The organism is Parahaliea mediterranea (assembly GCF_003402235.1).
GTDB classification, from domain to species: Bacteria; Pseudomonadota; Gammaproteobacteria; order Pseudomonadales; family Halieaceae; genus Parahaliea; species Parahaliea mediterranea.
On record NZ_QEWO01000002.1, the window covers coordinates 771,678 to 785,753 of the forward strand.

Below are 14,076 nucleotides of genomic sequence, written 5' to 3' on the forward strand. Positions count from 1 at the left end.
CTGGACGCCCGTCATGTTCCCTGGGCGCGCCCTGAGCATAAAACATTTCACTATTAATGTTTTTGTGAACTATAGCCCCAATACATTGCTATAGCAAGGGAATTTGGCCAGACTAAGCCCCGTCGCCGGCGCGCCCGGCAATGTGGTTTGCTGCGATATACCCAAAGGTCATCGCCGGCCCCAGGGTGGCTCCGGCACCGGGATAGTAGCGCCCGGTGACAGAGGCGGCGCTGTTGCCTATGGCATACAGGCCATCCAGCACTTCGCCGCCCATAGACAGCACGCGGGCGCTGGCATCGGTCAACAGGCCGCCCTTGGTGCCGATATCGCCGGGGTACACCTCCACGCCGTAGTAGGGCGCTTCCTGCAGGGCCGCCAGGCAGGGGTTGGGGCCCAGTCGCACATCGCCGTACAGTAAATCGTAACTGTTTTCGCCGCGGTGAAAGTCCTGATCGATGCCGCTGCCGGCAAAGCCGTTAAAGCGCTGCACGGTGGCCATCAGGCCCGCATTGTCCACACCCAGCTGTTGGGCCAGCTCATCAATACTGGCTGCCTTGGCCAGCCAGTGCCGGCGCACCCTGGCGCTCTGCAGGCCGTCCAGATGCATGGCGCCGGGCAGCAGCGGGCCAAAGGGGTATTCGCGCCGGTAGCGGCTGTCGAAGATGGCGTAGCAGGGCAGGTTTTCGCCGGCGTACATGGCCTGCACAGCGGTGGTGTAGGCCACGGATTCGTTGACAAAGCGCTGGCCGGCGCGATTGACCAGAATGCAGCCCGGCATGGAGCGCTCGGTGAAGAGCATGCGCGCCCTGTCCTCGCCTTGAATGCGAACGGTGGGGCCCCACCAGGCCTCGTCCATCAGGTGGGTGGCCGCGCCAATGGCGGTGGCGGCCAGCAGCATATCGCCGGTATTGGTGGGCGAGGCGGCGGACCACGCCGCCCGGGTGGGCCCCGGCAGGTAACGCTCGCGCAGGGTCTGGGAATGCTCGAACCCACCGGCACCGATGATAATACCGTGGCGCGCGCCCACCCGGCGCATCCCTTCCGGCCCCTCCACCACCACGCCGCTCACCCGGGCGCCCTCGGTCAGCAGCTCGCGCACCGGCGCATTGAGCCACACCGGCACGCCCCGCTCATCCAGCGAATGGCGCAGGCGGCCGATCAGGGCATTGCCCATCACCAGCCGGCGCGAGCGCCTGCCCTGCAGGCGGCCCGGTATATCCAGCGCGTATTCCAACGCCAGCTTCAGCACTATCTTCCACCAGCCCGGCGCCTTGCTCAGCAGCACCGCACCCTCCTGGTTGGTGTAGCCCATCAGGCCCATGATGCGGGTCTGGGCGTGTGGCAGCCCCATGCTGTGAAAGGCATCACCCAGCGCCCGGGCGTGGTAGGGCAGCGGGTCGATGGAGCGGCCACCCGGGCGCGCGCCGGCCAGTTCCTGGTAGTAGTCGGCATAGTGCACCATGGGCTCAAAGGCCACGTGGGTCTGGTCTTCAAGGTAGCGCAGCATCTGCGGGGCTTCGCGCACATAGGCCTCCACCAGCGCCGGGGCCACGTCGTCGCCGGTAAGCGCGCGCAGGTAGGCCAGCGCATCGTCGTCGCTGTCCTGCACCCCCGCGGCCCGCATCAGGTGGTTGTTGGGTACCCACAGGCCACCGCCGGAGCTGGCGGAGGTGCCGCCGTAGCGCGGCGCCTTCTCCAGCACCACCACGGACTGGCCAAGGTCACGCGCCCGGCAGGCCGCGGTCAGCGCGCCCGCGCCGCTGCCGATCACCACCACGTCGTATCGTGCATCCCACATGCGCGCCGTTCTCCTTATCATTGGCTGGCGAGCATGCTAGCATACAAAACATTTCTTCAAGTATGTTATTGCAATAAGACGCCATCGATGCCAAACACCACCTCAGCGCTCCACCGCCGCCCCACCCTCACCCACCCCCTGCTGTGCTGCCTGGCGCTGGGCCTTGGGGCCTGTGATTCGCCGTCCATCGACCACGGCGGGCCCGTTGCCACCTGGCCGGCTGTTGGCGGCAACGCCGCCGGGCAGCGCTTCAGCCCGCTCCAGCAGATCACACCGGAGAATGTGGACCAGTTGGAGGTGGCCTGGGTGTATCACACAGGCGATGTATCGGCGGGCACCAAAACCCACGGCGCCACGGCCTTTCAGGCCACGCCCTTGGTGGTGGGCGAGAGCATGTACTTCTGCACCCCCTACAACCGCATTGTGTCGCTGGACCCAGAGACCGGCGCCGAACGCTGGACCTTCGATCCGAAAGTTGACCTGACCGGCGTCTACACCCCCGCTTGCCGTGGCGTGGCGTACTGGGAAGGGGCCAAGGCCGCAAGCTGCCAGCAGCGCATCCTCTCCGGCACGCTGGACGCCCGGCTGCTGGCGGTGGACGCCACCACCGGCCAGCCCTGCGAGGACTTTGGCGACGGGGGCAGTGTGGATCTCACCGCCAACCTGGGCGATCTGCGGCTGGCGGAATACTATGTGACCTCTGCGCCGCTGGTGGTGGGCGACCTGGTGATCACCGGCGCCTTTGTGATGGACGGCCAGCGCGTCGACGCCCCGCCCGGCGTGATTCGCGCCTTTGATGTGCGCAGCGGCAAGCTGGTCTGGGCCTTCGATCCCGTTCCACCCGGCATGACACCGGTCAGCGCGGCCCAGGCCCGTGCCGGCGCCAACTTCACCCGCGCCACCCCCAACAGCTGGGGCAACCTCTCGGCAGATACCCAGCGTGGCATCGTGTATGTGCCCACCGGCGGCTCGCAGCCCGACCACTACGGCGGCCGCGAACGCGGCGACATGGACTACTATGGCACCTCGGTGGTGGCGCTTGACGCCCGCACCGGCAAGCCGCTGTGGCACTTTCAGGCGGTGCATCACGATATCTGGGACTGGGACGTGGCAGCGCAGCCGGTGCTGTTTGAGCAGCACGGCACCACCCCCGGCGTAATCGCCGCCACCAAGATGGGCAACATTTTCCTGCTGAACCGGGAGACGGGCGCCCCGCTGTTTCCGGTGGAAGAGCGGCCGGTGCCGCAATCCACCGTGCCGGGGGAGCGCACCGCCCCCACCCAGCCCCACCCCACCCTGCCCCGGCCGGTGCACCCGCCCACCCTCACCGAGGACGACATCTGGGGCATCTACCCCGGCGACCGCGACGCCTGCCTGGCCCAGTTTCGCCAGCTCGACTATCGCGGGCTGTTCACCCCGCCAGGCCTGGAAAAGCCCGCCCTGCTGTGGCCCGGATTGGGCGGCGGCGTGAACTGGGGTTCGGTGTCCGTCAACCCGCGCCAGAACATCTTGGTGGTGAACTCCATGCGCGTGCCCTACACCGCGCGACTGGTGCCCAGGGAGCAGGCCGACAGCCTGGACGGCAATGACCTGGTGGGCGCCAACGCCCAGGAGGGCACGCCCTATGTAGTGGTGCGCGGTGGCTTTCTGTCGCCCAGCAACACCCCCTGCACCGCGCCGCCCTGGGGCGTGCTGACCGCCATCAACCTCGACAGCGGCGAAACCCTGTGGGAGAAGCCCCTGGGCAACCTGGAGGAACTCTCGCCGCTGGGCCTGGGCCGCTTTTTCGACTGGGGCACCCCCAACACCGGCGGCAGCCTGCAGACCGCCAGCGGCCTGATTTTCATTGGCGCCACCCTGGACGGCTACCTGCGCGCCTTCGACCTGGCCAGCGGCGATGTACTGTGGAAGAGCAAGCTCCCCGCGCCGGCCCAGGCGACACCCATGACCTACCGCCTGCGCAAAACCGGCAAGCAGTACCTGGCCGTCGCCGCCGGCGGCCACGGCCCCCTGGCCTACGCCGCCAAGGGGCCGCAGAAACTCGGTGAATTGCTCGGGGATGCGCTGGTGGTATACAGCCTGCCGAACTGAAACGGGCAGGCTGTCAGCGGCCGGCTGTCATCAGCCGACAAGAAGACGACGCAGTCGGCCGGGCCGGCTGCGCGACTCAGGAGCCGATATGGTCCAGCTTGCCGCCATACAGCAGCGGGGTGGAGACCTGCTCAAGCACCAGGGTGACGATGACACGCTCGGCATCCGGCTCGTCCAGGTCGAAATCCCGCCCCATGTTCTTGCGGAAAATCTTCTGGTTCAGGGCGCCCTGCGGGTCATCCTCCAGCAGTGCGCGGCCGCGCAGTTCGATGTAACGGGTGGGGGCCGTTGGGTCCATGATGCAAACGGTGAGTCGCGGATCGGCCTGCATGTTGCGGTACTTCACCCGGCTCTTCAGGGTGCTGAAACGGAAGGTCTCGCCGTCCCAGTCAAAGCCCACCGGGTTGGTGGAAATCAACTGGTCTTTGGCGCGGATGGTGCTGACATAGGCGAACACCGCGTTTTCTAGAATGGGCCGATGGCTTTCCGGCACAGTGGGGGTACTGGACATCAATAATCTCTCCTGTTTTATCATTGTCAAATTCCCAGCTCGCGCTTGCGGCTGGCATTGCTGCCGCTACAGCATAGCGCCACTGGCCCTTTTGCTGCACCTTGTATCCAGCCCATCAGGCAGCCCCGCGTCATACAATGGCATTTAGTCAATTTTGCTTGACCTTTCGTCAATATATATTTACTTTTTTGCTCCATGACTTCCATGAGCTCACTGGTCGACAGCGCCGACCCCACCTGGCACCGCTACCGGGACAACTTCCCGCGCCAGGCCATGGGCATCACCCGCTATCTTGAAGGCCAGATCATGGAACGCCTGGCCGGGGAGTACGGCTTTACCCGCCTGCGCCTGTACTACGAGCCCTATATTTCGCTGGTGCCACCCACCGGCACCCGCCTTACCGACCTCGCCGAGGCCCTTGGCATTTCGCGCCAGGCCGCCAACCAGACCGCCAACCAGATTGAAGCGGCGGGCTACATTGAGCGCGCCCCCGACCCGGACGATGGCCGCGCCAAGCGGATTGTGCTCACAGAGCAGGGGGTTGCCCTGCGCCGCCACGGGGTCACGGTGGCCGAGCGCCTGGAGCGCGAAGTTGGCAAGATCATCGGCGCTCGCTTGCTGAAGCAGAGCGTGATCGCCCTGGTGGACTTTTGCGAGCGCAGGCAGATCCTGCCACCGGATTTTCAGCAGTTGCGCCACAACCGGGCCGCGCTGGTGGGGTTGCTGCCGCGCTTCAGTGACTATCTCACCCAGCGCCTGATGGAGCTGACCCAGCGCCGTGGCCACGGCGGCCTCAAGCTGTCCTTTGGCCAGGTGCTGTCACTGATCGGCCCGGAAGGCGGGCGCATTCTGCAGATTGCCGCCCTGCAGAATGTGAGCAAGCAGGCCATCAGCGCCATTGCCAGTGAGTTGGAAGAGCAGGGTTATATCTACCGCGAGCAGGACCCGGCCGACGCCCGCCAGGTGCTGCTGCGCTTTACCGGCCTTGGGCGCAAGCTGATCGAGGATTCGGTGATCGGCATCGACGAACTGGAGGCGGAGATTCGCGCCACCATCGGCCCCGATGCACTGGACAACCTGCGCACCGCCCTGAAGAAGCTGTATCACGCGCTGCAGCTGGAAGTGTCCGTGTTCAGCCGCAGCGCGCCGGATATCAGCCAGCTGGCCCGCGAACTGCGGGAGAAGCTCGGCCCACAGGCACGACGTGAACTGGCGGAACTGCTGCTCAAATAACCTGCGGAGACCAAGGCCATGACCGACTGGCTGACAACACTCGCAAGCCACTACCACTGGCAGGCAGCTCTGGTGGTGCTGGCCGGCGTGGTGCTGATCACCAAGGCCGGGCAGTGGCTGGCCTTCAAAGTGCCGGCGCTACAGCGCATGCGCGAGCTCAACCGCATTGAGGACAGTAAGAAAAAGGCCCTGCCCAAGTACCCCCCCATGATGAAGGCCAGCCGCAACATCGGCGCCATTACCAACCTGGCCTTTTTCCTGTTGATCCTACCCTTCTGTGTCAGCTTCCAGTTCGAGGGTATTACCTGGATGCTACTGGATGTCGTCATCATCCTCATGGTCTACGACTTCTTCTACTACCTGTGCCACCGCTTCTGGTTTCATGGCAACGGCTGGATGCGACGGGTACACGCTGTGCACCACCAGGCACGCCAGCCCACCCACATCGACGCCTATTACGTGCACCCCTTCGAAACCTTTGTCGGCATTGCCCTGTACCTTGGCTCCCTGGCCCTGCTGGCGGCACTGCTTGGGCCATTCCATGTGGCCACGGTGATTGCGACCTATGTGATCTTCACCCAGCTCAACATCATCAACCACACCTTTGTGGAGCTGCCCTACTTCCCCTTTCGCAGCCTGTCGTGGATAACCGCCAAGCACCACGTGCATCACGAGAACATGCACCGGGGCAACTACGCCACCATCACCCTGCTGTACGACAAACTGTTCGGCACCCTGGACTAAAAAGCACAATTCGCCTGGAGAACGTCCCACCATGAGCAACAAGAGTCGCCGCGAGATTGGCCTGGAAACCATCAACGACGTTTACGCCGGTGATGTCATCACGCCCCCCGAAGGCTTTGCCTTCAGCGACGTTATGCTGGAGCAGTTGTTCGCCGAAATCTGGACGCGCGACACCCTGGCCATGCGCGACAAGCGTATGCTGTTGCTGGGCATCATCGCCGAGAAGGGCGAGCCCACCACCTTCAAAATCCAGCTCAAGGCCTCGCTCAAGCGCGGCGAAATGAACGCCGACGAAGCGCGCGAGTTGCTGCTGTTCATCGCTCAGTACGCCGGCTATCCACGGGCCGCGGCGCTGATTGGCCCGGTGGAAGAAGCCATAGCCGAAGCGAGCCAGAACGCCGGGTAAACGCCATGAACACGCCATTTACAACGGCGCTGGCGCTGGCCGGCGCCCTGTTGCTTGGCGCCTGCGACAACGGCAGCGCCCATGCGCCCACCACCGCAGCAGCGGCAACAGTTACCACAACAGCCGCCACTTTCAGCGGCGACATTGCCACCACCCACGGCGACTCCCAACCCGACTACCTGCCCCGCCCGCGCCCACCGGAGGGTGCGCCCAATGTGGTGATTGTGCTGGCGGACGACCTTGGCTACAGCGACATTGCCCCCTACGGCGGCGATATCCGCACCCCCAACCTGGCGGCGCTGGCCGAAAGCGGCCTGCGCTACAGCGACTTCACCGTGACCGGCGTGTGCTCGCCCACCCGTGCGGCCCTGCTCACCGGGCTCAACCACCACTCGGCCGGTGTCGGCTGGCTGGCAGAGTGGGATGCGGGCTTTCCCGGCTATCGCGGCGAATTGCGCGCAGACGTGGCCACCCTGCCGGAGATTTTGCGCGAACACGGCTACGCCACGCTGATGGCCGGCAAGTGGCACCTGACCCATTCCAACAAGCGCTCGCGCCTGGGGCCCTTCGATAGCTGGCCCACCCAGCGTGGCTTCGACCGCTACTGGGGCTTCCTCGACGGCGAAGCCAGTCAGTGGCAACCCCACGCCCTGATCGACGGCACCACCCAGCTGCCGCCGGTCAGCGACCCCGACTTCTACTTTCCCGACGCCCTCACCGACCAGGCCATCGGCATGATCCGCGACCTGCGGGCGCTGGATGGCGACAAGCCCTTCTTCCTGTATTACACCCCCGGCGCGCCCCACGCCCCCCACCACACCAAAGCCCAGGACAGGGCGCGCTACCGCGGTGCCTTCGATGCCGGCTACGACGCCATTCGCAGCCAGCGCCTGGCCGCGCAAAAGGCCCTTGGCCTGCTGCCCGAACACACCCGCCTGTCGCCACCCAACCCCGGCGTTACCCCCTGGCAGGATCTTGGCGCCGACGAGCGCAGGCTGTATACCGCGCTGCAGGAGAACTACGCAGCCTTTGTAGACAACCTGGACCAGAACATCGGCCGCCTGCGCACCTACCTCGGCGAGATTGGCGAACTGGAAAATACGATTTTTATTTTCCTGTCAGACAATGGCGCCAGCCGCGAGGTGGGTGTTCACGGCTCGGGCAATGTGATGGCCTTCTTCCACAACCGGCCACTCACCGTGCAGGAAAGCCTTGGCTATCTGGATCGCCTCGGCGAAACCGACACCCACCCCCACTATCCCCACGGCTGGCTGCAGGCCAGCAACACCCCCTTCGCCCACGCCAAGCGCACCAACTGGGCGGGCGGCGTGCGGGTGCCCTTTATCATCGCCTGGCCCGCCGGCATCGAGGCGCGCGGCGGCATTCGCCACCAGTTCCACCATGTCAATGACATTGCGCCGACCCTGCTGGAACTGCTGGGCATCACCCCGCCGAACCTTGTGGGTGGACGGCAGGTGAAGCCGATGGAAGGTACCAGCCTGGCCTATAGCCTTGCAGACAGCGCCGCGCCAACGCGCAAAGACGGCCAGTACTACGAAATCGAAGGCCAGCGGGCCTACACCCGGGGCGACTGGAAAATTGTCGGCTTTCGCGAAGAGCGCGAGGCCTACGATGCGCGCCCCTGGCAGCTCTTTAACATCACCGAAGACCCGGCAGAAACCACCGACCTGGCCGCCGAGTTCCCCGGCAAGGTGGCCGAACTGGACAAACTGTGGTGGCAGGCAGCGGAGCGCTACGAGGTATTGCCACTGATCGACATGCCCCTGCTGGAGCGCGCTTTTCGCACCCGCGAAAACAATGACGAGCGAAAAGTCTGGCGCCTGCAGCGCGACATTACACCGATACTGGTGGGCAATGCCCCGACCCTGGCCGGCACCAGCTACCGCATCACCGCCAGGCTGCCCGCAAGGCGAGCCAGCGACGAAGGCGTGCTGCTGGCCATGGGCGATGCCCACTCGGGCTACAGCCTGTACGTGCAGAGCAATCGCCTGGTGTACGAGTTGAACGTTGGCCACACCCGCACCCGGGTGGTGTCTGACCGGCCCCTGCCGGAGGGCGCGGTGGAGCTGGCCTGGCACTTTAACAAGGACAACACCGCCCTGGCCCTGGCATCGGGGCTGCTCAGCAGTGGCAGCATTGACCCCTGGAAAACGCTGGCCGGCCAGGGCCAGTTGCTGATCAATGGCGAGGTGGCCGGCCAGGCCGAGATCACCACCCCACTCACGGCAGTGTGGGAGGGCCTGGAAGTGGGCCAGGACAGCCTGAGCCCGGTATCAACCCACTACCGCGCCCCCTTCCGCTACAGCGGTGAACTGCCGGAAGTGCTGATCGAGATCGAATGACGCGCGCCGGGGGCTTGTTCTTCCAAGGGCATTCACTACAGGCGCTCGCTAAAGGCTTTCACTACGGGCACCCGCTAAGGGCTTTCACTACAGGCACTCGCTAAAGGCTTTCGCCAGGGCTGCGCCAGGCATTGCGCGATGGCGCACGTTGCACATTAGCCGGCCCGCGCCGGCACCAGCCAACGGCGCAGCACCAGCCGCCAGGCAGCGCCGGCCAGCGCCACGCCAGCCAGGTTGGCAGCCATGTCCCACAGGCTGAACTGTCGCTCAGCAACCAACGCGCCCTGCAGGCACTCCAGGGCAATGGCGGCCACCGCCGTCCAGATCCAGTAGCGTTTCTCACAGAGCCCGGGCAGCACCGCAAAGCAACCGCTGAAAGCCACCCCGAACAGGGCCAGCAGGTGGCCTATTTTGTCGGACCCATGGGTCATTGGCACCGGCGGCTGGGGTATGAACATGGCCACCAGCACCACTGCCCAGCACAGCAGGTAGGCCAGCCAGGCCAGGGTCTTCCAGGGGGCGGGCAGGGTCATTGCGGCACCGGCGCCACGGTTGCCACACCCGTCATGCCGGCGCCGTCCAGCAGGGCGCGCGCCGCCAGGTAGCGCCGCGGTGGTTCCAGCGCCCACTCCCGGCGCAGGCTGTCCAGGGGCTGGGGCAGGTAGTCCTCCAGTGGCAGGGCCGGCAGCCAGCGGCAGCGGCGGGCCAACTCGGCGCCCTCGGCCACGCAGGCATCCACGTCTATCTCCGGCGCCTGGCGACGAAACTGCCGCCGCCCCATAAACACAATAAAGTTGATGCCGCGGTTGTGGGTCTGGCCGGTCATGAAGGACAGCAGGCAGAGCTCACCCAGTTCGTCGCGGCCGTAGCCGGTCAGAACATGCTGCAGGTCGTGAATGTCCCTGAGCCGCGCCCCCAGCCACTGCTGGTCGGCGGGCAGGCGGCGCCGGCCCGGGGCTTCGTCGCTGGCCGCCACCAGGCCATCGGCGCTCAGCTGCTGGCTCTCCACAAACTGCAGGTAGTGCCAGCCCAGGCTGCCCGCTGGCAGCGAACGCAGGTAATCCCGGTCAGAAAGGCGGGTGACAATGTCCGGCCGCTGCGCCAGGAGTGTGCGGCCGGTCTCGCTCTGGCCCAGCCTCACCACCGCCCGCTGCAGGCTGTCGCCCTTGAGGGCCTCGATAATCCGGAACACCTCACCGGTGGCATCCGGGTTGGCAATCAAACGCCGCATCGCCGCCAGGGCGGCCAGCGGTTGCACGCGGTTGTTCCACCAGTTTGTCATCATGGCTGCCGTTTCATGACCAGGGTTGCCAACTAGCCTAGCACGGGCACTGGCGCCGAAATAGCGCGGCCGGTGAGCAGGCGGCACGGGCTTAAAGGGAGCACTGATCCACAAGGCAGCTGACGGGCGTAAACCGAAACCAGTATGCTAGCGCTTTTGCCCCGAACCGTTTGTGGAGCCCTACCGATATGATTCGCACCCTCTTTACCCTGCTGCTTTGCACGTGGCTCACCGCCTGTGCCCAATACGAAAACCGCCGCGGCGTCAACGTGAACTGGACGCCCGACAACCTCGGCCCGGTGCAAACCGGCACCACCACCCGCAGCGACATCCTCGCTCGCCTTGGCCCACCGTCCCAGCTGATCGCCCTGGAGGACGAAACCGTTCTCTACTACCTGTTTGAGCAGGCACAGGGCGAGGGCCTGATCCTCATCGCCTACAACCGCTTTGAAGTGAACACCCGCTACGACCGGGCGGTGTTTATCTTCGACCAGAACGACCGCCTGGTGGACTACGCCACCCACGTGCACAGTGATGAATAAGTGGCACCTGGCGGCCTTGCTGTTGTGGCTGGCGGGCGCCAGCGGGTGCAGCCAGTGGCACTACCACCTCGGTGAACCGCTGGCCGAGGCCGTGCCGCCACGCAACCAGCCCATGAGCGAGGTGCTGGCCACCCTCGGTCCGCCCCTGCGCCTGTCGGCCACCCCCAGCGGCTACGTGATGGGCTGGGAATACTGGCGAATCCGCGAAAACAGCCTAGGCTTCAGCCTGGGCGCCCTGGGGGCGGATTTCCTGTCGGTCGACTGGGGCGATGCCCGCGTTGCCGGCCAGTTCATGCTGGTGAGCTTTAACCGGGCACACCGGGTATCCGGCGCAGCCTACATGACCTGGGACGGCGATGGCGGCGGTGGCTCGGCCATACAGCCGCTGTTTGGCTTTGCCGAGGTGGTGGATGTGGACGACCTGCTCCAGCCCCTGCCCCAGGATCGCTGGGGAGCCACCCTGCTGGATCGCCTGCCAGCTGTACTGAACGCCAACGCGCGCCCGGACATGGGCAGCACCGGCATCCAGCAGCGCGGCACCCCGGTGGGCATTGGCCAGCAATCGCTGGAACTGCCCTGAGCGCGACTTTCACCTGAATGCCAGGGGGCGTGGCTTTTCCGCCGCTGCGGGGCAGCGCGGGGTGCGTGAGGGCCGCGTGAAGGGGGGCGTGAAGGGCTGCGTAGCGGAAAGCGCTGCACAGCCAAGGCTGGTGCTCTCAGGCAGCGCTCCCTATACTTGCGCCCATGAAAACAACACTCCCTGTCGCGGCTCTGGCCGCCTTCCTGTGCACCGCCTGCGACGAATCGGGCATAGATACCCCGTCTGGCGCCCTGAGTTGCGGCGGCGATAACCTGCTGCAAAACCCCGCCTTTGATACCAATCCCGCCGGCGCCGCGCCGCCGTGGATGTCGTCCCAGCACGCCGGCGAAAAGTCCTTCGAGCTGCGCTACAAGGACGGGGTGGCCTCCATTGTCAAAATTGCCACCCAGCCCTGGTTCCAGCTGGTGCAGTCGGTGCCGGTGGGCGATTTGCGCGGCAAGCGCCTGCGCTATAGCGCCGAACTCAAGCTGGATTTGACCGAAGAAGGCGTTACCCACGGCTTCAATGTTGGCGGCGGCCTCACCGTCACCCTGCGCGGCGACCCGGACCCGGTCATGGGCGGCGACCGCCTGCTCTACAGCGAGCAGTTTGAGCACGAGCCACACATTGGCACCACCGACTGGGTGAGCGTGTCCACCGACATTGATGTGCCCGCTAACGCCAGCAGCCTGCGGCTGGGTTTTGCCCAGTACGCCAACGGCGGCATGGAGATTCGACAGCCCGCCCTGTACCTGTGCCAGGCTGACTGACCACACTGCTCCCCGGGCCGCCACGCCGGCGGCTTTTTAGGTACCTGTTTTAGGCGCCTGTTTTGGACCTATAGCTTTACGTTTACGTCAACGTAATTTAGAGCTATAGTGACCCTCATATTCGTCAGCAGGCCACACCATGCCGGACAAAACCTACAGCATCTCCGACCTCGCCAGTGAATTCGGTGTCACCACCCGCACCATTCGCTTCTACGAGGAAAAGGGCCTGGTACACCCCCGCCGGGACGGCCAGAAGCGCCTGTACTCGGCCGCGGATCGCGTACGCATCAAACTCATTCTGCGCGGCAAGCGTATCGGCATGAGCCTCAAGGAAAGCGTTGAGGTGATCGACCTCTACGACCCGGAGCACAACAACGAAGAGCAGCTACACTCCCTTATCAGCACCGTGAAGGAAAAACGCGAGCGCCTGCTGCAACAGAAAAAGGACATCGACGACATGCTGGCCGGCCTTGACGAGGTGCAGAGCCTGTGTGAACAGGCCCTGCCGGAGGCACCGCCGGCCCGCACTTCCAAAAACCGGCGGCGCTGACCGCCCGCCCATCCACCACCGCACCAGGACACGCCCATGAACACCGGATACCCCACCCTGAACTTTGGCCTTGGCGAAGAGCTGGACATGCTGCGCGACGCCGTCTACCAGATGTGCCAGAAGGAAATCGCCCCCCGCGCTGCCCAGATCGACCGCGACAATGCATTTCCCAACGACCTGTGGCGCACCTTCGGCGACATGGGCCTGCTGGGCATCACCGTGGAAGAAGAATACGGCGGCTCCAACCTCGGCTACCTGGCTCACGCCATTGTCATGGAAGAGATCAGCCGCGCCTCGGCCTCCGTGGGGCTGTCCTACGGCGCCATGAGCAACCTCTGCCTGAACCAGATCCGCAAAAACGGCAACGAGGAACAAAAGCAGAAATACCTGCCCAAGCTGTGCAGCGGCGAGCACATTGGCGCCCTGGCCATGAGCGAGCCCAACGCCGGCTCCGACGTAGTGAGCATGAAACTGCACGCCCGCAAAGCCGGCGACACCTATTACCTGAACGGCACCAAGATGTGGATCACCAACGGCCCCGATGCCGATGTGTATGTGATCTACGCCAAAACCAATCCGGAGGCCGGCTCCAGGGGCATTACCGCCTTTTTGGTGGAGCGCGACTTCCCCGGATTTTCCCGCTCACCCAAGTTGGACAAACTGGGCATGCGCGGCTCCAACACCTGCGAGTTGGTGTTCGAAGATACCCCGGTTCCCGCCGCTAACATCCTGCGCGGCGAAGGCGAGGGCGTGAAGGTGTTGATGTCAGGCCTGGACTACGAACGCACCGTGCTCTCCGGCGGCCCGGTGGGCATCATGCAGGCCTGCCTGGACGAAGTGGTGCCCTACCTGCACGATCGCAAACAGTTCGGCCAGAGCATTGGTGAATTCCAGCTGATGCAGGGGAAGCTGGCGGACATGTACGCCGACCTGTCCGCCAGCCGCGCCTACCTTTACGCCGTGGCCGGCGCCTGCGACCGTGGCGAAGAGAGCCGCAAGGACTGTGCCGCAGTCATTCTCTACACCGCCGAAAAGGCCACCCAGATGGCGCTGCAGGCCATCCAGGCCCTGGGGGGCTTTGGCTACACCAACGACGCCAACGCCGGCCGCCTGCTGCGCGATGCCAAACTGTATGAAATCGGCGCCGGCACCTCGGAAATTCGCCGCATGCTGATCGGCCGCGAACTGTTCAACGAAACCCGTTAA

14 protein-coding genes are annotated in these 14,076 nt (G+C 65.0%); 10 read left to right on the top strand and 4 right to left on the bottom strand.

The genetic code is table 11. The annotated features are described in order from the left end of the window. Window positions 1-112: 112 nt before the first annotated feature. Entirely contained in the window at window positions 113-1,798 is a 1,686-nt protein-coding gene (locus DDZ17_RS08890; protein ID WP_116365912.1) for an FAD-dependent oxidoreductase, read from the bottom strand. 87 nt (window positions 1,799-1,885) lie between these two features. Between DDZ17_RS08890 and DDZ17_RS08895 the strand changes: the two genes are divergently transcribed. Further along, window positions 1,886-3,889 (top strand): pyrroloquinoline quinone-dependent dehydrogenase, encoded by a 2,004-nt coding sequence (locus tag DDZ17_RS08895; RefSeq protein WP_170150187.1) that lies wholly within the window; start codon window positions 1,886-1,888, stop codon window positions 3,887-3,889. 76 nt (window positions 3,890-3,965) lie between these two features. Here DDZ17_RS08895 and DDZ17_RS08900 read toward each other — a convergent pair whose 3' ends face one another. After that, entirely contained in the window at window positions 3,966-4,400 is a 435-nt protein-coding gene (locus DDZ17_RS08900) for a pyridoxamine 5'-phosphate oxidase family protein (RefSeq protein WP_157976553.1), read from the bottom strand. 204 nt (window positions 4,401-4,604) lie between these two features. On the opposite strand from DDZ17_RS08900, the gene DDZ17_RS08905 reads away from it, so the two are divergent. The 4 genes from DDZ17_RS08905 to DDZ17_RS08920 are packed head-to-tail and all read left to right on the top strand — an operon-like array spanning window position 4,605 to window position 9,146. Further along, window positions 4,605-5,633 carry a MarR family winged helix-turn-helix transcriptional regulator gene (locus DDZ17_RS08905; RefSeq protein WP_170150188.1) on the top strand — a complete coding sequence of 343 codons (1,029 nt, stop codon included), beginning with the start codon at window positions 4,605-4,607 and terminating at the stop codon, window positions 5,631-5,633. 18 nt (window positions 5,634-5,651) lie between these two features. After that, complete coding sequence (locus DDZ17_RS08910; protein ID WP_116365920.1) at window positions 5,652-6,377, top strand: sterol desaturase family protein; 726 nt, start codon at window positions 5,652-5,654, stop codon at window positions 6,375-6,377. 31 nt (window positions 6,378-6,408) lie between these two features. Continuing rightward, a complete protein-coding gene (locus DDZ17_RS08915; RefSeq protein ID WP_116365922.1) occupies window positions 6,409-6,783 on the top strand; it encodes a carboxymuconolactone decarboxylase family protein in 375 nt (124 codons plus the stop codon). A gap of 5 nt (window positions 6,784-6,788) precedes the next feature. After that, complete coding sequence (locus tag DDZ17_RS08920) at window positions 6,789-9,146, top strand: arylsulfatase (RefSeq protein WP_116365923.1); 2,358 nt, start codon at window positions 6,789-6,791, stop codon at window positions 9,144-9,146. A gap of 155 nt (window positions 9,147-9,301) precedes the next feature. Here DDZ17_RS08920 and DDZ17_RS08925 read toward each other — a convergent pair whose 3' ends face one another. After that, window positions 9,302-9,679 (bottom strand): VanZ family protein, encoded by a 378-nt coding sequence (locus DDZ17_RS08925; protein WP_116365925.1) that lies wholly within the window; start codon window positions 9,677-9,679, stop codon window positions 9,302-9,304. After that, window positions 9,676-10,431 carry a Coq4 family protein gene (locus tag DDZ17_RS08930; RefSeq protein ID WP_116365927.1) on the bottom strand — a complete coding sequence of 252 codons (756 nt, stop codon included), beginning with the start codon at window positions 10,429-10,431 and terminating at the stop codon, window positions 9,676-9,678. The genes DDZ17_RS08925 and DDZ17_RS08930 overlap by 4 nt, the downstream gene beginning before the upstream one ends. Before the next feature lie 185 nt (window positions 10,432-10,616). Here DDZ17_RS08930 and DDZ17_RS08935 point away from each other — a divergent pair, with 185 nt between their 5' ends. The 5 genes from DDZ17_RS08935 to DDZ17_RS08955 all read left to right on the top strand — a co-directional run bounded on the left by DDZ17_RS08935 (window position 10,617) and on the right by DDZ17_RS08955 (window position 14,076). Then, window positions 10,617-10,970 carry a hypothetical protein gene (locus DDZ17_RS08935; protein ID WP_116365929.1) on the top strand — a complete coding sequence of 118 codons (354 nt, stop codon included), beginning with the start codon at window positions 10,617-10,619 and terminating at the stop codon, window positions 10,968-10,970. Next, window positions 10,963-11,550: a hypothetical protein gene (locus tag DDZ17_RS08940; protein WP_116365932.1), complete on the top strand. Its 588-nt coding sequence runs from the start codon at window positions 10,963-10,965 to the stop codon at window positions 11,548-11,550. Before DDZ17_RS08935 ends, DDZ17_RS08940 begins: the two co-directional genes overlap by 8 nt. A gap of 164 nt (window positions 11,551-11,714) precedes the next feature. Continuing rightward, window positions 11,715-12,320, top strand: a complete 606-nt coding sequence (locus DDZ17_RS08945) for a hypothetical protein (protein WP_116365934.1) — start codon at window positions 11,715-11,717, stop codon at window positions 12,318-12,320. A gap of 139 nt (window positions 12,321-12,459) precedes the next feature. Beyond that, on the top strand, window positions 12,460-12,870 hold the full coding sequence (locus tag DDZ17_RS08950) for a MerR family transcriptional regulator (protein WP_116365936.1): 411 nt from the start codon (window positions 12,460-12,462) through the stop codon (window positions 12,868-12,870). A gap of 36 nt (window positions 12,871-12,906) precedes the next feature. Beyond that, window positions 12,907-14,076: an isovaleryl-CoA dehydrogenase gene (locus tag DDZ17_RS08955; protein WP_116365938.1), complete on the top strand. Its 1,170-nt coding sequence runs from the start codon at window positions 12,907-12,909 to the stop codon at window positions 14,074-14,076.